Origin of the sequence: Bradyrhizobium ivorense (assembly GCF_900696085.1) — a bacterium.
Classification (GTDB): Bacteria; Pseudomonadota; Alphaproteobacteria; order Rhizobiales; family Xanthobacteraceae; genus Bradyrhizobium; species Bradyrhizobium ivorense.
In genome coordinates, this window is sequence record NZ_CAADFC020000035.1 from 15,760 (window position 1) to 37,544 (window position 21,785).

Here is a 21,785-nt window from a genome sequence, read left to right on the forward strand (position 1 = left end):
ACCTCTCCCAAGGGAGAGGTAAACCTCCGATGTCGCTCCGGCTCAACCTAATCTCATCACCCTGACAATGAAAACGGCCCGGCGTGATCCGCCGGGCCGCATCTTTCTCAGACAGTCGGCGCTATCAGGCGCTCAGCTGTAGATCTCGAACAGGCCGGCGCCGCCCTGGCCACCGCCGATGCACATGGTCACGACGCCCCACTTGGCCTTGCGCCGACGGCCTTCCTGCAGAAGGTGGCCGGTGAGCCGGGCGCCGGTCATGCCGAACGGGTGGCCGATCGCGATCGAACCGCCGTTGACGTTGTACTTCTCGGGATCGATGCCGAGCTGGTCGCGCGAATACAGGCACTGGCTGGCGAAGGCCTCGTTGAGCTCCCAGAGATCGATGTCGTCGATCTTCAGGCCGTGGCGCTTCAACAGCTTCGGCACGGCGAACACCGGGCCGATGCCCATCTCGTCGGGCTCGCAGCCGGCCGAGGCCCAGGCCACGAAACGGCCCATCGGGTTGAGGCCGCGCTTCTCGGCGTCCTTGGCTTCCATCAGCACCACGGCGGCGGCGCCGTCGGAGAGCTGGCTGGCATTGCCGGCGGTGATGTACTTGCCCGGGCCCTTCACCGGCTCGAGCTTGGCGAGGCCCTCCAGCGTGGTCTCGGGACGGTTGCACTCGTCGCGATCGACCACGTAGTCGACGATCGACTCGGCCTTGGTCGCCTTGTCGACCACCTTCATCTTGGTCTTCATCGGGACGATCTCGTCCTTGAACTTGTTGGCCTGCTGCGCGGCGGCCATGCGGCGCTGCGACTCCAGCGAATACTCGTCCTGGTATTCGCGCGAGACCTTGTAGCGCTCGGCGACGATGTCGGCGGTGTCGATCATTGCCATGAAGATGTCGGGCGCGGTCTTCAGCAGGTCGGGATCGATCGATTCCTTCGGCGTGCCGCCGCCCGGAATCGAGATGCTCTCGACGCCGCCGGCGACGATGCAGTCGGATCCATCGGAGCGAATGCTGTTGGCGGCCATCGCGATGGTCTGCAGGCCCGACGAGCAGAAGCGGTTGACCGAGACGCCGGCGGTGGTCTTCGGCAGGCCGGCGAGCAGCGCGGCCTGGCGGCCGATGTTCGGCGCGCCATGCGCGCAATTGCCGAGATAGCAGTCCTCGACATAGTCCTTGGCGACGCCGGCGCGCTCGACGGCGTGCTGGATCGCGTGCGCGGCCAGCGACATCGGCGCGGTGATGTTGAATCCGCCACGGCCGGACTTCGCCAGGCCGGTGCGCGCATAGGAAACGATTACGGCTTCACGCATTGTTTTCTCCCTCTGAGATCGCCGGATAGTGGCGCGTCTTGACGCCTTCGTACACCTAATTTCGGCCGGCACAACAGGAATACCAGCGGCCCCAGAACGACAAACGCCGCCTCCGGGGCCGGAGACGGCGTTCTGTTCCGCAGATCGGAATATCGGTCTGTTTGAAACGCTCTCCGTTTTCGTAGGGTGGGTTAGTCGAAGGCGTAACCCACCTCTTCGATGTTGGAACGGCGGGTTACGCTGCGCTAACCCACCCTACGATCCGGGTTAGAACGTCAGCGCCTTGGCCTGCTTCACCTGCGGCAGCGCCTGCACCTTGGCGAGCACGTCGGCCGGCACGGAGCCGTCGACCTCGACCAGCGCGATGGCGTCGCCGCCCTGCTTGACGCGGCCGAGATGGAAGGTCGCGATGTTGATCTTGGCATCGCCGAGCAGGCCCGCGAAGGCGCCGATGAAGCCCGGCTTGTCCTCGTTGGTCACGTAGATCATCGACTTGCCGAACTCGGCGTCGATGCGGATGCCCTTGATGTCGACGAGGCGCGGCTTGCCGTCGGCATAGACGGTGCCCGACACCGAACGCTCCTGCCGCTCGGTGGTGACGGTGACCGTGATCAGGCTTTCATAGTCGCTCTGCGCGGCGCGGACGATCTCGTCCACCACCATGCCGCGCTCCTTGGCGACGACCGGCGCCGACACCACGTTGACCTCGCCGAGCATCGGCCGCAGCAGGCCGGACAGCACCGCCGAGGTGATCGCCTTGATCTTCATCTCGGCGACGTGGCCCTCATAGGTGATCTGGGTCTTGATGATGCCGCTCTCGGTGAGCTGGCCGGCGAACGAGCCGAGCTTCTCGGCGAGCTCGATGAACGGCTTCAGCTTCGGCGCCTCTTCCGCCGTGATCGAGGGGAAGTTCACCGCATTCGAGATCGCGCCCGACAGCAGATAGTCCGACATCTGCTCGGCGACCTGCAGCGCGACGTTCTCCTGCGCCTCCGTGGTGGAGGCGCCGAGATGCGGGGTGCAGATCACGTTGGGATGGCCGAACAGCACGTTCGAGGTCGCCGGCTCCTCGACGAACACGTCGAAGGCGGCGCCCGCGACATGCTTGGAGTTCAGCGCATCGACCAGCGCCTGCTCGTCGACCAGGCCGCCGCGGGCGCAGTTGATGAGGCGCACGCCCGGCTTCATCTTGGCGATCGCGGCGGCGTCAATCAGGTTCTTGGTCTTCTCGGTGAGCGGCGTGTGCAGCGTGATGAAATCGGCGCGCTTCAACAGCTCGTCGAGCTCGACCTTCTCGACGCCGATGTCCTTGGCGCGCTCCGGCGACAGGAACGGGTCGAACGCGATCACCTTCATGCGCAGGCCGAGCGCGCGGTCGGCGACGATCGAGCCGATATTGCCGCAGCCGACCACCCCGAGCGTCTTGGCGGTGATCTCGACGCCCATGAAGCGGTTCTTCTCCCACTTGCCGGCCTGGGTCGAAGCGTCGGCCTGCGGGATCTCGCGCGCCAGCGCCAGCATCAAGGTGATGGCATGCTCGGCGGTCGTGATCGAATTGCCGAACGGCGTGTTCATCACGATGATGCCCTTGGCGGTCGCCGCCGGGATCTCGACATTGTCGACGCCGATGCCGGCGCGGCCGATCACCTTCAGGCGGTTCGCCTTCTCGATCAGCTTGGCGGTGGCCTTGGTGGCCGAGCGGATCGCCAGCCCGTCGTAATTGCCGATGATCTCGGCAAGCTTTTCCTTGTCCTTGCCGAGGTTGGGCTGGAAGTCGACCTCGATGCCACGATCCTTGAAGATCTGCACGGCAGCCGGGGACAGCGCGTCGGAAATGAGAACTTTGGGTTTTGACATTTGGATGTTCCTTCGCCCTGCAGCGCGCGGGCGTCCTGGACCAACGGGGTGAAGTCTCTGATCACTTCTCCCTCTCCCCGTTCTTACGGGGAGAGGGTCGGGGTGAGGGGCAGCCACAAACGCCAGCGTGAGCGGAGAGAGGCCCCTCACCCGGCGCTATGCGCCGACCTCTCCCCGCAACAACGGGGAGAGGTGACTAGGGAAAAATCAGGCTGCCTTGGGCAGCGCGGCCTTGGTCTCGGCAAAGGCCCAGTCGATCCACTGCGTCAGCAGCTCGACGTCCTTGGCTTCGACAGTGGCGCCGCACCAGATCCGCAGGCCCGCCGGCGCATCGCGGTAATAGGCGAAGTCGAAGCCGGCGTTCTCCTTTTCGACCAACGCGACCAGCTTCTTGCAGAAGTCGGCCTGCGCATCCGCGGGAAGCGAGGTGATCGCGGGATCGGTGAACTTCAGGCACACCGAAGTGTTGGAGCGGATCGCGGGATCCTTGGCCAGGAAATCGATCCACGGCGTCTTCGCCTTCCAGTCGGCGAGCGCCTTGGTGTTGGCGTCGGCGCGCGCGATCAGGGCCTTGAGGCCGCCGATCGACTTCGCCCAGTTCAGCGCGTCGAGATAGTCCTCGACGCACAGCATCGACGGCGTGTTGATGGTCTCGCCCTCGAAGATGCCCTGGTTGAGCTTGCCGCCCTTGGTGAGGCGGAAGATCTTGGGCAGCGGCCAGGCCGGCTTGTAGGTCTCGAGCCGTTCCACCGCGCGCGGGGAGAGGATCAGCATGCCGTGCGCGGCCTCGCCGCCGAGCGCCTTCTGCCAGGAGAAGGTGACGACATCGAGCTTGGCAAAGTCCAGCGGCTGCGCGAACGCGGCCGAGGTAGCGTCGCAGATCGTGAGGCCTTCGCGGGTCGCGCTGATCCAGTCGGCGTTCGGCACGCGCACGCCCGAAGTGGTGCCGTTCCAGGTGAAGACGACGTCGGAGGCGGGATCGACCTTGGACAGGTCGGGGATCTCACCGTAGGCCGCGTTGAGCTTGGTGACGTCCTTGAGCTTCAATTCCTTGACGATGTCGCTGACCCAGCCCTCACCGAAGGATTCCCAGGCGAGCGTGGTGACCGGGCGCGCGCCGAGCAGCGACCACAGCGCCATTTCGACCGCGCCGGTATCCGAGGCCGGGACGATGCCGATCTTGTAATCGGCCGGCACCTCAAGCACTTCGCGCGTCAGTTCGATCGCGAGCTTGAGCTTGGCCTTGCCGACCTTCGCACGATGCGAGCGGCCGAGGGCGGCGTCCTTGAGATTGTCGGGGTTCCAGCCGGGGCGCTTGGCACAGGGGCCAGACGAAAAATGCGGCACGTGAGGCCGCGAAGCGGGCTTCGCTGCAGTCATAATCTACCCTTCCAGATAGCTGCCTCTCGGTGGGGAGAGGTTTCCCGCCGCCGGAGATATTGGAAAGGCGTTAAAACGTCAAGGAAGTTCAGATACGTCGGGATGGACGGGGGGATCACGGCTGATTGATGGGGATTGCTCGGCCTGCTGCATCAGCTCCTGATCGAGCAGATCTGCCGCCAGCGTCATGAGCTTAACCGCCTTGCGCCGGCTGGATATTTTCAGAATGCTCTTCTCGCCGGCCTGTACGATGTACTCGTTGCCGAGCCGCACGATCGAGTAATTTGGCATCTGAAATCCCCAAGCTGCCGCCGCGCCGATGGGAGACGCTGACATAGCCCAGTCGTTCCTGGCCGTAAAATTACGGAGGTGGGCGTAGTTTATTGCTCCTTAACCGGAACGCGGAGCGATAACCACCGCAGGCATCGCAGGCGAGAAAACACAATTTCACGCACGCATTTCAAAAGCGCAGCGTCATGCCGAGATGGCTGCGCGCGAAACCGAGCCGTTCATAGAAGCGCTGCGCGTCGACACGCGTTTGATGCGTCAGGAGCTCGACCAGCCCACAGCCTTTCGCCCGCGCCTCGGTGACCGCCCACTGCACCAATAGCTCGCCGATGCCGCGGCTGCGGCAGTGCTTGGCGACGCGAACGTCCTCGAGCAGGCCGCGCGAGGTGCCTTGCGAGCTGAGGCCCGGCATCACGGCGAGCTGCAGGCAGCCGACCACGGTCCCCTCGCCGTCGATGGCGACGACGAGCTGCACATTGGCATCGCGATCGACCCGCTCGAAGGCCCGATAGTAGAGTTCCGGCAGCGGATCCTCGATCCGCTCGCGTCCGCTGCCGAGCGGATCGTCGGCGAGCATGCCGACAATGGCGGCGACATCCTCGCGGCGGGCGCGGCGGATCGTGATCGATGCAGCTTCGGTCATGGTGGTCCTTGGCAGTCCTGGTCAGATCTCAGCGCGCCGGCGGCAGGCCGAGCACGCGCTCGACATCGGCGATCCAGCGGCGGATCACGGGATAGCGGTCGAGGTCGAGGCCGCCCTCATGCGCCACGCGGGTATAGGCGACGAGCGAGACGTCGGCGAGCGAAAATGCCTCGCCAACCAGGAAGCGGGTGCCGGCGAGATGCCGCTCCAGATGATCGAGCGCCGCGTAGCCGCGCTTCACCAGGTTGGGATCGAGCTCGGCGACGGCCTTGCCGAGATACACGATGTGGAAGCGGCAGACCGCGACATAGGGCTCGTGGGTGTTCTGCTCCCAGAACATCCAGGCATCCATCTGCGCCGCGCGATAGGGGTCAACAGGAACGAGATCGCTGCCGCGCGCGAGATAGCGGATGATGGCGTTGGACTGCGCCAGCGTGCGGCCGTCGTCGAGCTCGACCGTCGGCACCTGCCCCCAGCCGTTCAGCTTGAGGAATTCCGGTGTTCGGCTGCCGCCCTTCAGGGTGTCGATCTCGATCCAGCTGTAGGGCAGCGCCAGCCGGTCGCAGACCCACTTCACCTTCAGGCAATTGCCCGAATTGCTGTCGCCGTAGCTCTTCATTCGATTGCGCTCCCCAGGGCGATATCCGGCGGCGAACCTGCCGCGCGAAATCATGCTCACACAACGGAGCGGGCGCGTCGATGATTGATTGTGCATGACGGCTGCGGCATCCGGTCAGCCGCGCCGTTCGCCGGCACGCCGCAGCGGCAGCGCGTCAGAACTTGTAGCCGAGACCGAGGCGCACCGTATTGATGCTGGTGTCGACGACCGTGGTATAGCGCGCGTATTCCCACTCGGCACGCATGAACAGGCCGGCCATCAGGCTGATATCGATGCCGAGGCCGCCGCTGTAGCCGACCACCAGGTTGTTGTGCCGGACGTCGGTCGCGCCGTTGACAAACGGCGCCGAGAACGGGCCCAGCGCGGAGGTGCTGATGGAATCGTAGATGGTCACGGAGCGCGAGATGTTGGCATTGCCGAAGCCGACGCCACCGAAGATGTAGGGCAGGAAGCAGCCCCAGGCATAGCCGGCGCGGCCGCGGAACGTGGCCATGTCGGTAATTTTGATCGACGCGGTCGAATCGACGCGTACGTCGTGGAAGAAGCTGTCGGTCAGCGCCGTGCTGCTGATCAACTCCTTGCTTGCAGTCGAAGTGCCGCCGAAGTTGCCGTGCAGGTAGCTCACCTCGGCACCGACGACCACGTCTTCGAATTGCCAGTTGTAGCCGGCAAAGCCGCCAAACGCCGAGCCATGCTGCGACACCTTGCCGAGCCCGAGATTCCAGTTCGCGACGTCCATCTGCTGGATCACGTTGTGGTCGAGCAGCGGCGTGAGCAGGTTGGTGTTGGTCCCCGAGAAATTCTCGTTCGACGATCCATAGGCGCCCTGGCCGCCGACATAGAAGCCGGCCCAGTTGGTGGTTCGCGGCGCATCGCTGTACGAGCCGCGCAAAACCGGAAGCTCGGAAAGATCCGCAGCTTGCGCAGCGGTCACCGCTCCGAACATCATCGCTGCCAGCAAGAACCTGCGCATCCCAACGCTCCATCCAACCCCACGAACTACGCGTTGATCATCGCCTGTTAACCTTAACCAATCGTTGTCGCCGGCCGCTTTTGACATGCTGCGTTGCACGGCTGCGCGACAGCGCGCCAAAAATGCAAAACGGCGCGGGATGCTCCCGCGCCGTCTGCAATCGTTAACCGTGAAGGCCGGAAATTAACCCTTGCGGATCAGCGGCGGGGGCGGCGGCGGGGGCGGCACGTCGCAGCACGGCAGAGCGAAGCGCACGCCGAGCTTGACGTCCTGCGAGGTCAGGTCGCGGAACTCGAACGAGGACGGACCGGTGTTGGTGCCGTCGAACGAGCGACCATTGCCGTGCTTGGCCGTGCCCATGTCGAGATAGCGGTAGGCCAGTTCGACGGTGAAGTTGTTGGTGACCTTGTAGGCGACACCGGCGTGCACCGCCCAGGCCAAATTGGTCTTGGTGGCGCCGTCCGCGACGAAGGTGCCGGTGAGACCGGACCCGCTCGGGAAGGTGGCGACATCGGAGAACGCCGTGGTCTTGATCGACGCGGCACCGACACCGGCGCCGATGAACGGCGTCAGACACCACCAGGTGCCGAGATCGGCATAGACGTTCACGAGGCCGACCCAGGCCTGGTAACCGCCGTGATAGGCATCGGCGAGCGGGTTGGTCGGGAAGGTTGCGAAGTCGGTCCCGTTGAAGCTCACCTTGGAGCGATACTCACCGGTGATGTCGGCGCGGAACCAGTTGTTGAACTGATAGCCGACGCCGAGGCCGTAGACCATGCCGCTGTCGAAGCTGTGGCCAAGGTGGTTGATCGTCGCGCCGGCCGGCAGCGTGTCGTAGGCGTTGACGTGCAGCCTGCCCTGGGTGTTGGTCATGCCGATGTCGCCGCGCAGATACCAGCCGCCAAAATCCTGCTGAACCGGCGGCGGTGCATACGCCATCGGAGGCGGCGGCATGATGGGCATGTCGGCGGCGAACGCCGCCGAGGACAGCAGGGATGCCGCGCCGGCGGCAATCAGAGACTTTACGCTACGCATTGGCTTCGTCCTTTGTTGGCCGGTGAGGCGACAACGAAAGCCCCACGTCTGAAACTCACGGGCCGGACGATGGCAGCAAATGTTTAAGCGGCACTTAACCCTAATTTTTAAGGTTGATTTTCTCTGACCTTTTTTCGCAGGCCGCGCTTATGGGTCCATCAATTGCCGCGCACGCAGCGCGAAAGATGGCCAGCGCGCCACAAGTGCTAACGATGTCTTGACGGAGATGCAGGGTTTGCGCTGCACCGAGCCGCATCTGTTAGCGAGTGATTAACGAGAGCTGCCGCGCGGAGCGGACCGCTATAGCGAATCGCGTTCGGCATCTTCGGCTGGAACGCCGCGAGCCCTCTCTCACCGTCACCCTGAGAGGGTGTGAAGCTTTGCCCTCATATACCGTTGTCATCGCCCGGCCTGTGCGCAATTGCGCACATGGACCGGGCGATCCAGTACGCCGCGGCCTCTCGCTTCTATCACCGGCGTCTCTGGAATACTGGATCACCCGGTCAAGCCGGGTGATGACACCGAGCAAGCTGAGCAAACCAACACCGTCACCCTGAGGAGCCTGCGCAGCAGGCGTCTCGAAGGGTCGACGGCCCGGCTCTCACAGCGGCAACAGCCGGGCCGTGCATCCTTCGAGGGCCGCTGAAGAAGCGGCCACCTCAGGATGACGGAATTGGCAAGCTGATGATCGGACAGCGGACTCTACGCCGCTGCGGCGTGGCCGAGTGCGGTGACGATGTTGTCGACGACCTCTTCGACCAGGATGCGGTCGTCGCCCTCGCCCATCACACGGATCACCGGCTCGGTGCCGGAGGGGCGGATCAGCAGACGGCCATGGCCGTTGAGGCGCTTCTCGCCGTCGGTGATCGCGGACTTGACCTCGGCGTTGTCGAGCGGCTTGCCGCTGCGATAGCGCACGTTCTTGAGGATCTGCGGCAGCGGATCAAAACGCCGGCACACTTCGGAGACCGGGCGGCGCAGCTTCTGCACGACCGCCAGCACCTGCAGCGCGGCGACAAAACCGTCGCCGGTGGTGGCGTAGTCGGACAGGATGATGTGGCCGGACTGCTCGCCGCCGAGATTGTAGCCGCCGCTCAGCATCTGCTCGAGCACGTAGCGGTCGCCGACCGGCGTGCGGATCAGCTGCAGCCCCTGGCCCTGCAGGAAGCGCTCCAGCCCGAGATTGGACATCACGGTGGCGACGATGCCGGGCTTGGCAAGCCGGCCGTCTTCCTTCCAGCTCTGTGCGATCACCGCGAGCAGCTGGTCGCCATCGACCAAATGGCCGCGCTCGTCGACCAGGATGACGCGGTCGGCGTCGCCATCGAGCGCAATGCCGATATCGGCGCGCATCTCGCGCACCTTCCTGGCCAGCGCCTCCGGCGAGGTCGAGCCGCATTCCTTGTTGATGTTGAAGCCGTCGGGTTCGACCCCGATCGGCACCACATCGGCGCCGAGCTCCCACAGCGCCTCCGGCACCACCTTGTAGGCGGCGCCGTTGGCGCAGTCGATCACGACGCGCAGGCCCTCGAGCGAGAGGTCGCGCGGCAGCGTGCGCTTGGCGAATTCGATGTAGCGGTCATGGACGCCGTCGATGCGGCGGGCGCGGCCGAGGCTCGCGCTCTGCGCCAGGCGGCGGTCGAGCGATTCGTCGAGCAGCTGCTCGATCTGCTTCTCGACATCGTCGGACAGCTTGAAGCCCTGCGGGCCGAACAGCTTGATGCCGTTGTCCTCGAACAGATTGTGCGAGGCCGAGATCATGACGCCGAGATCGGCGCGCATCGACTTGGTCAGCATCGCGACCGCCGGCGTCGGCATCGGGCCGAGCAGCAGCACGTCCATGCCGACCGAGGTGAAGCCCGCAACCATGGCGTATTCGATCATGTAGCCGGACAGCCGTGTGTCCTTGCCGATCACGACGCGATGGCGATGGTCGCCACGCTGAAACACCAGGCCGGCGGCCTGCCCCACCTTGAGCGCGAGCTCGGGCGTGATCAGTCCATTGGCGCGGCCCCGAATCCCGTCGGTCCCGAAATATTTGCGGCTCATGTATCCCCCAAGACGGGCCCCTCGAACCGGATGGCGAGAGAGCCCCGAACGCCCACCAGTCTAGCGTGCATCGGCCTTATAGACTGCCAGGCGCTAAAATGACTTCAAAAAATATGATGAATCATTACGGCGATCGAACCACGCGGCTCGCGCCTAACACTTTGAAAAATATACCCTTATTGTCTGATACGCAAGCCTGCCGGGACCTGCGCCGCTATTCCTTGTCGCTGCGCCGGACGTGCTGGTCGCCCTTGCTGGGCGCCGGCTGGGTGACATTGACGGGGTCGGAACCCGGAAACGTCTCCTCCAGCCCCTCTTCCAGGGCTTCGTCGAGGCGGCGCTTTTCCGCGCTCTGATCCGCTTTCGGCTTGGCGCCTGATGCCGTCATCGCGCTCTCCATCGTGGTTTCGCTTCGCTCCGATTTGGCAAGCGGTTCAACCATGCTAGATGACGACGAGACCTCGAACCCGCAAGATTTGCGATCAAGAAGAAGGCCCCCGGGAACGTCCATGAAGCACATTACCTGCATCGAAGACCTGCGCCAGCTGCACAAGCGGCGGGTGCCGCGCGCGTTTTTCGATTACGCCGACCGCGGCTCCTATACCGAGGACACGCTGCGCGCGAACTCGGCGGACCTGCAGCAGATCAAGTTCCGCCAGCGCATCCTTGTCGACGTCTCCAAGCGCAATCTGTCGACCACGATTCTCGGCGAGCCGTCCGCGATGCCGCTGATCCTGGCGCCGGTCGGCCTGCTCGGCATGCAGCATGGCGACGGCGAAATCCACGCCTGCCGCGCCGCGCAGGCGGCCGGCATTCCCTTCACCCAGAGCACGATGTCGATCTGCTCGATCGAGGAGATCGCGGCCGCGGTCGACAAGCCGTTCTGGTTCCAGCTCTACGTCATGAAGGACCGCGGCTTCATCAAGTCGCTGATCGAGCGCGCGATTGCCGCCAAATGCTCAGCGCTGGTCTTGACCGTCGACCTGCAGGTGATCGGCCAGCGCCACCAGGACATCAAGAACGGCATGACGGTGCCGCCGGAATGGTCGCTGTCGAAGCTGATCGACTTTGCCAGCAAGCCGTCCTGGGTCGCCGGCGTGATGCGCGGCAAGCGCCGCAGCTTTGGCAACATCGTCGGCCACGTCAAAGACACCGAGGATCTCACCAAGCTGGCGGCTTGGACCGCGTCGCAGTTCGACACCACGCTGAACTGGAAGGACATCGACTGGATCCGCTCGATCTGGCCGGGCAAGCTGATCCTGAAAGGCATCCTCGATGTCGAGGACGCCGAGATCGCCGCCAAGAGCGGCGCGCAGGCGATCGTGGTCTCCAACCATGGCGGCCGCCAGCTCGACGGCGCACCGTCCTCGATCGAGGTGCTGCCGGAAATCGTCGACGAGGTCGGCTCGCAGCTCGAGATCATGTTCGACGGCGGCATCCGCACCGGCATGGACATCATGCGCGCGCTCGCGCTCGGCGCAAAATCCTGCATGATCGGCCGCGCCTATGCCTACGGGCTTGGCGCCGGCGGCGAGGCTGGCGTCGCGAAGGCGATCGACATCCTGGCGAAGGAGCTCACCACCACGATGGGGCTCTGCGGCGTCAACACGATTGCCGAGATCGACGATCACGTGCTGGCGGTGTAGCTCCGCTGCCGTAGCCCGGATGGAGCGCAGCGCAATCCGGGACAGCCTTTCCGCGGACGATTCCCGGATTTCGCTTCGCTGCATCCGGGCTACGCGCTCCTCTTCGCTTCTCCCCTTGTGGGAGAAGGTGGCGCGGACGTAGTCCGCGACGGATGAGGGGTCTCTATCCGCGGAGACAACCCCTCACCCCGCTTCGCTGCGCGAAGCGACCCTCTCCCACAGGGGGAGAGGGTAAGAATGGTCACATCGGCGGCGCGATGCCGTCGCGGCCGACGTTGACGCGGTTGGCTTCCAGCGTGCCATCCTCCTTCTTCGCCGCGCCGAAGATGATGATCTGGGCGCCCGGCTTCAGCTCCGACTTGTCGCCGGCGACGAAGGTGACGACCGGCGTGCCCGGCGGCACCACGACCTTCTTCTCGCCGTCCTTGTACTTGACCAGAACGTTCTGGCCGTCGGTACCCTTCACCGTCTCGGCGACGGTGGCGTTCGTCATGGTCGAGTTGGCGCGCAGGTCCCAGGGACGAAAGCCCTCGGCGGCGCCGCGCTGGTTCTCCGGGAAGATGTGCACTGCGATCGCCTTCTGCGTCCCGTCGGGCTCCGGCATCGCGGTGATGCCGATATAGGAGCCGGGCTTGATCTCCGACAGATCGGTCTTGGCGACGCCGAACACCGCGACGTTGTCGGTGGCGCGCACCTTCATGTCGGCGCCGTCGCGCGATTTGATCGACAGCATCGCGCCGTCGACGGCCTCGATGGTGCCGCGGATCCGCACCGTCGGCGGCTGCTGCGCGGATGCGACAGACGTGAAAGCAACGGCGAGCAGCGCCGCGAACAGGGGCGATTTTAGCATGATGTCCTCCGGGGATCGGCTGGCGGATTCACGAACACCGGAGCGTCGGCGGTATTCCCACGCTCCTGACCTTCGGGGAGAAGGTCGTTCGCACCAACTGATACGAGGCGGGTTTGGGTTTGTTACCCCCGGCCACAATCAAGGGTGCCGTAGCCCGGATGCAGCGAAGCGCAATCCGGGACGGTCATGCCGCGGCGAGAGACCCCGGATTTCGCTTCGCTGCATCCGGGCTACGCACCGCTTTGATCTGAGCGGCTGCATTCTCAGTTCCGTCATCCTGAGGTGCGAGCCTCTTCGGCGAGCCTCGAAGGATGAATCGGCCGACAGCCGGGCCGTGCATCCTTCGAGGCTCGCAAGAGCTTGCACCTCCAGCGACAAAGGCTTCGCCTTTGCGCGGGGATGACGGGAGTGGTAGCGGAGATCGTAGTCCCGGCTTTTCACCGGGACGACGTGTTAAAAGAGACGCGCCTTCGCATCACATCGGCGGTGTCAGACCGTCGCGGCCGACGCTGACGCGGTCGGTCTCGAGCGAACCGTCCGGCAGCTGCTTCGTGAAGGCGATCACCTTGGCGCCGGCCTTGAGCTCCGACTTGTCACCGGGAACATAGGTCACGACCGGCGTGTCCGGCGGCACCTCGACCTTCTTCTCGCCGCCCTTGTATTTGACCAGCAGCGTGTGACCGTCATTGCCGATGACAGAATCCGCGACCGTGGCGTTGGTCATGCTGCTGTTAGGCTTGATATCCCATGCGCGGGAACCCTCACCGGTGCCGCGCATGTTCTCGGGGAACACATGCACCTCGACCGCCTTCGGCACGCCGTCCGATCCGGGCACCGTGGTGGTGCCGATGAAGGAACCCACCTTGATGCCGGACAGCGGGATCTTGGTCAGGCCGAGCACCATCATATTGCTGGCCATGCGCAGCTTGACATCCTCGCCGCTGCGCGACTTGACCGCGAGCGTATCGCCGTCGACGCTCTCGACGGTTCCACGAACGCGCGTCGGCGTCGGTGACTGCTGTGCGATGGCGTAGAACGTGGAGCCCGTCACCATCGCAAGCGCAATGACCGGACGTATAAAGGTGGAACGGCGGAACGGCATACCGGATCTCCAGGAGGGGATGCTGGGTGATGTAGCAATGACCCCCGCCCGGTGAGGCTATTCCGCGCCTCAAGTCTTTGTGAGATCGGCTTCGACGATCGCACGCAATTCTGATGTGACCTGCGGGCGCTGGCCGAACCACAGTTCGAAGCCGCGCACCGCCTGGTGCAGCAGCATGCCGAGCCCGTCCGCGGTCTTCAGCCCGCGCGCCTGCGCCGCCGCCAGCAGCGGCGTCACCAGCGGGACGTAGACGAGATCGGAGACCACGGCGTGCTGCGGCAACAGGCCGACATCGATCTCGAGCGCGGGCTGGCCGTGCATGCCGAGCGATGTCGTGTTCACCAGCAGGCCCGCGCGGGGCAACAGGTCATTGACCGCATCCCATGTCGCCGGCTGCACCGACGCGCCGAACTGATCGGCGAGCGCGCGGGCGCGATCGACGGTGCGGTTGACCAGATGCACCCGCGCGATACCGCGCTCGATCAGCCCGAACACCACCGCGCGCGCCGCGCCGCCGGCCCCCAACACCAGCGCGTCGCTGGTCTTGTCCCAGCCGGGCGCACAGGCGTCGAGATTGTTGATGAAACCTTCGACATCGGTGTTGGTCGAACGAAGCTCACCGTCGGCGAACCACAGCGTGTTGGCGGCGCCGACGGCGCGGGCGCGCTCGTCCGGCGTCGACAGCGCCAGCGCGTGCTCCTTGTGCGGAAGGGTGACGTTGGCGCCGACGAAGCCGCGCAGCGACAGGCGGAAGATGAAATCCTTGAAATCGTCCGGCGGCACCGCCTCGATCACATAGCCGCCCTCGATGCCGAGCGTACGCAGCCAGTAATGATGGATCAGCGGCGAGCGCGAATGCGCCGCCGGCCAGCCGATCAGGCACGCGGCACGGGTTTTTGCGGACGATGTCATGACCGTGACATCGGGCATGGCGCCGCCGCTGTCAATCCGTCCACTTTACGGTTGCGGCAACCAGCGCACTCAGCGCGAACGCCACGCCGGCGGCAAACCAGACCGCCGCGAGGTTGATCCAGCGATAGGCGGCTGCGCCGGCCACCGCGCCGATCACCAGCGCCGCCCACAGCAGCAGGTTCGGCAGCCAGGCCCAGGGCGCGCCGCCGGTCAGCGCGGCGGCGATCAGCTGGCCGACCTTGACCAGCGCCCCCGTGACATAGGTCAGGCCGAGCCCGCCACCGCCTTCAATCTGGAACACGGCATTCTCCAGCCCCATCGCCAGCACGATTGCGGCGATCGCGGTCGCCGGCAGGTTGTAGGCATAGGCCGCGGCCGCCCCCGAGAGCAGAAGCGCCTCGGCAAGCAGCATCAGCGGCTGGCGGTATGCGATGCGGCTGAGCACGATCAGGCTGCCGGCCGCAGCGCCGGCAACAAACAGCGCGATCAGGGCGAACGGCTCGGCCGCGTGCTCCCAATGCCCCTCGGCGAGCGTCACGCCAAGCCGCGTCGAGTTGCCGCTCATGAAGGACACGAACAGCCCGCCGAGATGCAGATAGCCGATGCTGTCGATATAGCCCGCAAGCGCGCTCAACGCACAGGCCAGCGCCAGGTTGCGGCGGGATTGAAGCATGCTGTTCGGACCACTGCGCGTGAAGCCAGCAGTGTTCATGAAAGTAATTGGCTTGGAAAGGGAGCGGACCAGAAACGCACCGTCATTCCGGGGCGATGCGTAGGCATCGAACCCTCAGGTGCGCAATTGCGCACCGAGAATCTCGAGATTCCGGGTTCGGTCCTGGCGGACCGCCCCGGAATGACGGAAGATCATCACGCCGCGTCGCGGTGGGCGGCGATGATCTGGTCGGCGGCGCGGCCCGTGACCTCGGCCATGCGGTCGAACTGGCGGGTGAAGCTGCCGGCGCCGGCGGTGGCCGATCGCAGCTCCACGATCAGGTCGCCGATCTCGGCTTCCGGCATCGTGGCGCGAACGCAGTCCCAGCCGCTCCAGCCCTCGCGGGTGTCGAAGCCGAGGATCTGGCCGCGGCGCGCCGACAGGATCGCGTTGATCTTGGCGGTCGCATCGGTCGGGCAGACGATCTCGACCAGATGGATCGGCTCCAGCAGCACCGGCTGGCATTGCGGCAGCCCTTCGCTGACCCCGATCCGCGCCGCGGTCCGGAATGCCAGATCGGAGGAATCCACGCTGTGATATGAGCCGTCGGTCAGCGTGACGTCGACGTCGATCACCGGGAAGCCGAGCGGCCCACGCGCCAGCGCGTCGACGACGCCCTCTTCCACCGCGCCGATATAGTTGCGCGGCACCGCGCCGCCGACCACCTTCTCGTGGAATTCAAACCCCGAGCCGCGCGGCTTCGGCTTGATGTCGAGCACGACGTCGCCGAACTGGCCGTGGCCGCCGGACTGTTTCTTGTGCCGGCCGCGCTGCGTGATCGGCTTGCGGATGGTCTCCTGATAGCCGATCGCCGGCGGATGCGATTTGACGCTGACGCCAAACCGGTCCTTCAGCCGCTCCTGCGCGACGCGCAGATGCATCTCGCCCTGTCCCCACAGCACGGTGTCGTGGGTGCGCGGGTTCTGGATCATGGTCAGCGAGGGATCCTCCTCGTTGAGCCGCAGCAAGGCCTGACCGAGCTTGACGTCGTCCTTGCGGTCGGTCGCCGCGATCGAGATCGATAGCACCGGTGCGGCCGGCACGACGCTGACCAGCGAGGCCGGCGCGGTCTTGCCGCTCGAGACCGTGTCGCCGGTCTTGATCGCGTCGAGCTTGCCGAGCGCGACGGCGTCGCCGGCTTCCGCCGACGGGCGCTTGCTGTCATGCGTACCCGACACCGCGAGCACGCCGGAGACGCGCCCGCTCTCACCGGACGACGATTGCAGCGTCGCGCCGTCGTCAAGCCGGCCGGCGAGCACGCGGGCCAGCGACAGCTTGCCGCCGTGCTGCAGGTGGACGGTCTTGAACACATAGGCCAGCGCGTCCTTACTGTCCTTGACGCCAAGCCGCTTGGCGGTCTCGGCGACGCCGGGCGCCTCATGGCGCAGCGCCTTCATCAGCCGCAACACGCCGTTCTCGCGGATCGCCGAGCCGAGCAGCACCGGACAGATCAGGCCCTCGCGCAATTCGCGGGCGAGATCGTCGAACACGGCGTCGCGCGGCGGCTGGATATCCTCGAGCAGCTGCTCCATCAGCGCATCGTCGTGATCGGCGAGCTTCTCCAGCATCGAGAAGCGCGCTTCCTTCTCGCGATCGAGATTGCCGCCTTCGAGCTCGACGACCTCCGACGGCTTGTGCTCGCGATAGACGAAGGCGCGCTCCAGCGCCAGATCGACAAAGCCTTCGATCAGATCGCCGTTCCAGACCGGGATCTGGCGCAGCACCAGCGGCACGCGCGAGGCCGGCTGCAGCGTCGCAAGCGTCTCGCGGATGCGCTTGTTGGCGCGATCGATCTTGTTCAGGAACAGGAAACGGGGAATGCCGAGCTCCTCGAGCTCGCGCAGGATGATTTGCAGCTGCGGCAGCTTCTTTTCATCGGCCTCGCAGACCACGACCGCGGCGTCGACCGCCGGCAACGCGGCACGCATATCGTGCGCGAATTCGACCGAGCCGGGGCAATCGATAAAGGTGTAGCTGTCCCCCATGAAGCTGGTGGTGGCGGCGGTCAGCCCGACGCCCATCTTGTGCAGGCGCGCCTCGGGGCTGGCATCGCCGACGCAGGTTCCGGCATCAACGCTGCCAGCTGTCTTGATGGCGCCCGTACGCGCCAGAATCGCTTCCAGAAGTGTGGTTTTACCGCTTTGGAAAGGGCCCACCAGTGCGATGCACCGTGGACCTCGGGGACTTCTGACGTCTTGTCCCATTGCCGCCTCCTCGTGTTGGAGCTCGGCCCATAATTGGGTCGGCGACCGTTCATGCTCTGCCTGCGTCGGGCGTTTGGCAAGCGGGAAAACGTCGCTGCGGTGCGGCGGCATGGCCGCGCGTCTCTGCCTCTCCCCGTGCTTGCGGAGAGAGGTCGCCGGCGCGGAACAGTGCACGCGAAGGGTGTGTTAGCGGCCCGGGCGCAGTTCGAGGCTCTCGAGCCCCGCCGCGATGTTGACGCCGACCTGGCCCTGCACGCTCAAAGGTTGCAAAGCGATGGTGTTGTCGGAGCCGCCGACCAGCACGTTGCCGCCGACGCCGACGCCGAGCGTCGCGCTGCCCTGCGCGCCGGCATAATTGCCGGACAGCGCGCCCGGCCCGAGCCGCGACACCGGTGCGTAGACGCCCCAAGCCAGCGCCGATTCCTGGGTGATGCCGAGATCGATGCCGACCTTGCGGATGGTGGCGATGTAGCGGTCCTCGGGCAGGCCGTCGGCCCGCAGCACGCAACCGAGATTGGTCACCGAGCCGACGATGAAGCCGATGCTCGCGCCGCCGCGGCATTCCAAGACGCCGACCTGCACGCGCGGCAACGGCTGCTGGGCGTTGGCGCCGCTGACTGCAGCGGCCAGCGTGGCGATGGCGGCACCGGCGAGAAGGATGAAGCGACGCATGTCGGGAATCTCCGGCTGAAGGGCGTGACGCGAACAGGGAGCAGATGAATGCCGTGGCTGCGGCACCCGTGCCTGCTATGCCACATCACCGCACAGCCGGCCAGACTGCGAGACCTTCGACCTCGGATTGTCGGCGGATGTGGCGGCGTTGCTATAGGCGCCGCGGCTGCACGCCGCGATCGAACGGCAAAAAAAGAGGCCCGCTTGCGCGGGCCTCTTTGATGATGACTTGATCGGCTTAGTGGTGGCGGTGATGCCGGCGGTGATGATGATGCCGGCGCGGACCGCCGACGCGGACCGGCTCGAGGTCGATCCCGGCGATGCCGGCCGCAACGTTGAGGCCGGTCTGGCCCTGCACGCTGATCGGCTGCAGCGCGTAGGAATTGTTCGGGCCGCCGAACAGGAAGTTGCCACCGGCGCCGAGGCCGACCGATGCGTTGACGCCGACGCCGCCGTAGCTGCCGGCGAGCGCACCGCGCGGCACCTGCGTGGTCGGCGCGCTGACCGCCCAGGCGAGCTGCGTCGTAGCGGTGACGCCGAGGTCGACGCCGATCCGCTTCACGGTCGCAAGATACGGCTCGGGACGGCGGCCGCCGCTCTGGAACACGCACTGCAGCTGGGTGACCGAGCCGACGACGAAGCCGACATTCTCGCCGCCCTGGCATTGCAGGACGCCGGCCTGAACCTGCTCCGGCATCGCGTTGGCGGTGGCGATCGGTGCCAGCAGCGCGAGCGTGGCGAGGGTGAGTGTCGAAAGTCGCATTGGGTCTGTCTCCGCAGGTGAACTGAATTGCGCGCGGACACAAGGCAAGCGTCGTGTCCAAAACAAGGCAGTTCGCAAAGACGCCCTAAAAACTTCCGGCGTGTGACATCGATGCCCGCGCGCAGAAACGCAGATGTGAGCAGGCGTGATTTGACACGCCGATTATACCGGCGCGCGCAATCTAGCGACACAAACAGAAACGTTCCCGCACGCGGATTCGGGAACGTTCTGTCGATCCAAACTGCTTAGCGCAGATTGCCGCAGAAGCGCTGGATGCGCTTGCAGGCGTCCTCGAGATCCGAGGTCTTGGTGGCGTAGGAGATGCGGAACGCCGGTCCAAGTCCGAACGCCGAACCCTGCACCACGGCGACGCCTTCGCTCTCGAGCAGCTCGGTGACGAAGGTCTCGTCGTTGTCGATCAGCTTGCCGGTCGGCGCCGTCTTGCCGATCGTGCCGGCGCAGGACGGATAGACGTAGAACGCGCCCTCCGGCCGCGGGCACTCGATGCCAGCAGCCTGGTTGAGCATCGACACCACGAGGTCGCGCCGCTCCTTGAACACCTTGTTGTTGGCGGCGATGAAGTCCTGCGGACCGTTGAGCGCCTCGACCGACGCCCACTGCGCGATCGACGACGGGTTCGAGGTCGACTGCGACTGGATCGTGGCCATCGCCTTGATCAGCTGCGCCGGACCGCCGGCGTAACCGATGCGCCAGCCGGTCATGCAGTAGGCCTTCGACACGCCGTTCACGGTCAGCGTGCGCTCGTAAAGGCTCGGCTCGACCTGCGCCGCAGTGGTGAACACGAAGTCGTCGTAGACGAGGTGCTCGTACATGTCGTCGGTCATCACCCAGACGTGCGGATGCTTGACCAGGACGTCGGTGAGCGCCTTCAGCTCGCTCCTGGTGTAGGCCGAGCCGGTCGGGTTCGATGGCGAGCACAGGATCACCCACTTGGTCTTCGGCGTGATCGCCTTCTCGAGATCCTCGGGACGCAGCTTGAAGCCGGTCGAGGCCGGGCATACCACCGGCACGGACTCGCCGCCGGCGAGCGCCACCATCTCGGGATAGCTGACCCAGTACGGCGCCGGAATGATCACCTCGTCGCCCGGATTGATGGTTGCCATCAGCGCGTTGTAGAGCACCTGCTTGCCGCCGGTGCCGACGATGATCTGGTTCGGCTTGTAGGAGAGGCCGTTCTCGCGCTGAAACTTGGCGATGATGGCTTCCTTCAATTCCGGAATGCCGCCGACATCGGTGTACTTGGTCTTGCCGGCCTCGATGGCGCGGATCGCCGCCAGCTTGATGTTGGCGGGCGTGTCGAAGTCAGGTTCACCGGCGCCGAGGCCGATGACGTTGCGGCCCGCGGCTTTCAGCGCGCGTGCTTTGTCCGTGACCGCGATCGTCGCGGACGGCTTCACACGGTCGAGCGCAGCGGACAGGAAGGCCATAATCATCTCCTGGCAAACGTCGTGAGCCCTTGGCCACGACTTGATTTGAATGGGATCACAGCACCCTAGGCCTGTCGCCGCTGCGCCGCAAGAAGCTTGGCGGCCGCGCGCGAAAACTTTCGCGCACGTGCGGACAAGCGCGCAATATTCCGCAAGTTCCGGGCCCGAATCGATCATATCCGGCAAGGCCGGCCGCGGCCCCAAAGCCTGGCCTGCAAGGCCTCCGGCGGCGCGCGCGAGCACGAATTGCTCCGAGGACAATCTGTCGCGCGACACCTGCCGGACAGCATCGACCGTCTGTCGCTCGTAACCGGCTCGGACCGCCGTGCCGCGTTAGGATTTGTAAATCGCAACACGTCCACTGCCTGCATCGACCGGCACCATGCAGAGCGTCGCGCAAGCGTGAACCGAGTTGTTCGGCCGTGTTGATGGAATCGTTCTGCGCGTGTGCAGTGCGGTAGACGTTTCGACTTTTTCCATGGTGCGGGGCTTGCGACGCACGCGCATCGGCATCATTGTTTAGCGGCGTTGCGGTGTGACAGGCCGCGCAGTTTTCAAGCGTACCGTCTTCCCGATCGAGTGAACCCCGACGCAATGTACAAGCTCTATTCGATGCAGCGCTCCGGCAACAGCTACAAGGTCCGGCTGGCGCTCGCGGTACTGAACACGCCGTACGAGGCGGTCGAGATCGACATCCTGCGCGGCGAGAGCCGGACCCCGGAATTCCTGGCCAAGAATCCGAGCGGCCAGGTGCCGCTGCTCGAGGTCGACGGCCGCCATCTCGCCGAGTCCAACGCCATCCTCTGGTACGTCGCGATCGGCACGCCGCTGGCTCCGGAGTCGCGGATCGAGCGCGCCGAGGCGTTGCAATGGATGTTCTTCGAGCAGCACGCGCTGGAGCCGAACATCGGCGCCGCCTATTTCTGGCTGTCGCTGGTCAAGGGTGGGCGCGACCTGCAGACCCATGCGCTGGAAGACTGGATGGAGCGCGGCTATGCGGCGCTGCAGGTGATGGAGAACCACCTCAAGGACCACGCCTACTTCGCCGCCGAGCAGTTCACCATCGCCGACATCGCGCTCTACGGCTACACCCACGTCGCCGACCGCTGCGACTTCGATCTGGCGCCGTTTCCATCGGTCCGCGCCTGGCTGAAGCGGGTCGAGCAGACCCCCGGCTTCATCACCATGGACTGGCAGGGCGGCACCGAGACCGAGCCCCCGCCCCGCCTCGCCGCCGGCGTCTGATAGCGGGGATAGCGGGAAAACCGCCCGAATAGCGGGCAAAACCGCGCTTATTGCCGTATCCCGCCGCATTTTCGCCACGTTT

At 65.4% G+C, this 21,785-nt stretch carries 20 protein-coding genes; 2 read left to right on the forward strand and 18 right to left on the reverse strand.

Annotation, left to right across the window (positions count from 1 at the left end):
• Positions 1 to 132: 132 nt before the first annotated feature.
• From CI41S_RS41745 to CI41S_RS43980, 10 genes are all read right to left on the reverse strand, one after another.
• The gene (locus CI41S_RS41745; RefSeq protein WP_139486380.1) at positions 133 to 1,305 is read right to left on the reverse strand and encodes a thiolase family protein; all 1,173 of its coding nucleotides are present in this window, start codon (positions 1,303 to 1,305) and stop codon (positions 133 to 135) included.
• A gap of 267 nt (positions 1,306 to 1,572) precedes the next feature.
• Positions 1,573 to 3,162: a phosphoglycerate dehydrogenase gene (gene serA / locus CI41S_RS41750; RefSeq protein ID WP_139864785.1), complete on the reverse strand. Its 1,590-nt coding sequence runs from the start codon at positions 3,160 to 3,162 to the stop codon at positions 1,573 to 1,575.
• Between the two features lie 207 nt (positions 3,163 to 3,369).
• Positions 3,370 to 4,542, reverse strand: coding sequence for a phosphoserine transaminase (locus tag CI41S_RS41755; RefSeq protein ID WP_139864786.1), 1,173 nt, complete (start codon positions 4,540 to 4,542; stop codon positions 3,370 to 3,372).
• Positions 4,543 to 4,620: 78 nt separating this feature from the next.
• Positions 4,621 to 4,833 (reverse strand): hypothetical protein, encoded by a 213-nt coding sequence (locus CI41S_RS41760; protein ID WP_139864787.1) that lies wholly within the window; start codon positions 4,831 to 4,833, stop codon positions 4,621 to 4,623.
• A gap of 169 nt (positions 4,834 to 5,002) precedes the next feature.
• On the reverse strand, positions 5,003 to 5,473 hold the full coding sequence (locus CI41S_RS41765; RefSeq protein WP_139864788.1) for a GNAT family N-acetyltransferase: 471 nt from the start codon (positions 5,471 to 5,473) through the stop codon (positions 5,003 to 5,005).
• Between the two features lie 28 nt (positions 5,474 to 5,501).
• Positions 5,502 to 6,092, reverse strand: coding sequence for a glutathione S-transferase family protein (locus tag CI41S_RS41770; protein WP_139864789.1), 591 nt, complete (start codon positions 6,090 to 6,092; stop codon positions 5,502 to 5,504).
• Positions 6,093 to 6,246: 154 nt separating this feature from the next.
• On the reverse strand, positions 6,247 to 7,065 hold the full coding sequence (locus tag CI41S_RS41775) for an outer membrane protein (protein ID WP_172628404.1): 819 nt from the start codon (positions 7,063 to 7,065) through the stop codon (positions 6,247 to 6,249).
• A 183-nt stretch (positions 7,066 to 7,248) separates the two neighbouring features.
• On the reverse strand, positions 7,249 to 8,100 hold the full coding sequence (locus tag CI41S_RS41780) for an outer membrane protein (protein WP_172628405.1): 852 nt from the start codon (positions 8,098 to 8,100) through the stop codon (positions 7,249 to 7,251).
• 702 nt (positions 8,101 to 8,802) lie between these two features.
• A complete protein-coding gene (gene glmM, locus CI41S_RS41785; protein ID WP_139864790.1) occupies positions 8,803 to 10,149 on the reverse strand; it encodes a phosphoglucosamine mutase in 1,347 nt (448 codons plus the stop codon).
• Between the two features lie 214 nt (positions 10,150 to 10,363).
• On the reverse strand, positions 10,364 to 10,537 hold the full coding sequence (locus CI41S_RS43980) for a hypothetical protein (protein WP_172627132.1): 174 nt from the start codon (positions 10,535 to 10,537) through the stop codon (positions 10,364 to 10,366).
• 121 nt (positions 10,538 to 10,658) lie between these two features.
• Between CI41S_RS43980 and CI41S_RS41790 the strand changes: the two genes are divergently transcribed.
• Positions 10,659 to 11,795, forward strand: coding sequence for an alpha-hydroxy acid oxidase (locus tag CI41S_RS41790; RefSeq protein WP_139864791.1), 1,137 nt, complete (start codon positions 10,659 to 10,661; stop codon positions 11,793 to 11,795).
• A 241-nt stretch (positions 11,796 to 12,036) separates the two neighbouring features.
• On the opposite strand, the gene CI41S_RS41795 is transcribed toward CI41S_RS41790, so the two are convergent.
• The 8 genes from CI41S_RS41795 to CI41S_RS41830 form a co-directional block, all read right to left on the reverse strand.
• Complete coding sequence (locus CI41S_RS41795; RefSeq protein WP_139864792.1) at positions 12,037 to 12,645, reverse strand: single stranded DNA-binding domain-containing protein; 609 nt, start codon at positions 12,643 to 12,645, stop codon at positions 12,037 to 12,039.
• Positions 12,646 to 13,120: 475 nt separating this feature from the next.
• Entirely contained in the window at positions 13,121 to 13,747 is a 627-nt protein-coding gene (locus CI41S_RS41800; RefSeq protein WP_139864793.1) for a hypothetical protein, read from the reverse strand.
• A gap of 69 nt (positions 13,748 to 13,816) precedes the next feature.
• Positions 13,817 to 14,659, reverse strand: a complete 843-nt coding sequence (locus CI41S_RS41805; protein WP_139864794.1) for a shikimate dehydrogenase — start codon at positions 14,657 to 14,659, stop codon at positions 13,817 to 13,819.
• 31 nt (positions 14,660 to 14,690) lie between these two features.
• Positions 14,691 to 15,332 (reverse strand): YoaK family protein, encoded by a 642-nt coding sequence (locus CI41S_RS41810; protein WP_139864795.1) that lies wholly within the window; start codon positions 15,330 to 15,332, stop codon positions 14,691 to 14,693.
• Between the two features lie 194 nt (positions 15,333 to 15,526).
• A complete protein-coding gene (locus CI41S_RS41815; RefSeq protein ID WP_139864796.1) occupies positions 15,527 to 17,575 on the reverse strand; it encodes an elongation factor G in 2,049 nt (682 codons plus the stop codon).
• Between the two features lie 186 nt (positions 17,576 to 17,761).
• Positions 17,762 to 18,247 (reverse strand): DUF992 domain-containing protein, encoded by a 486-nt coding sequence (locus CI41S_RS41820; RefSeq protein ID WP_139486480.1) that lies wholly within the window; start codon positions 18,245 to 18,247, stop codon positions 17,762 to 17,764.
• Between the two features lie 238 nt (positions 18,248 to 18,485).
• Positions 18,486 to 19,010, reverse strand: a complete 525-nt coding sequence (locus CI41S_RS41825; RefSeq protein WP_139864797.1) for a DUF992 domain-containing protein — start codon at positions 19,008 to 19,010, stop codon at positions 18,486 to 18,488.
• Between the two features lie 245 nt (positions 19,011 to 19,255).
• The gene (locus CI41S_RS41830; RefSeq protein ID WP_139864798.1) at positions 19,256 to 20,458 is read right to left on the reverse strand and encodes a pyridoxal phosphate-dependent aminotransferase; all 1,203 of its coding nucleotides are present in this window, start codon (positions 20,456 to 20,458) and stop codon (positions 19,256 to 19,258) included.
• Between the two features lie 594 nt (positions 20,459 to 21,052).
• Here CI41S_RS41830 and CI41S_RS41835 point away from each other — a divergent pair.
• Complete coding sequence (locus tag CI41S_RS41835) at positions 21,053 to 21,703, forward strand: glutathione S-transferase family protein (protein WP_139486483.1); 651 nt, start codon at positions 21,053 to 21,055, stop codon at positions 21,701 to 21,703.
• Positions 21,704 to 21,785: the final 82 nt, after the last annotated feature.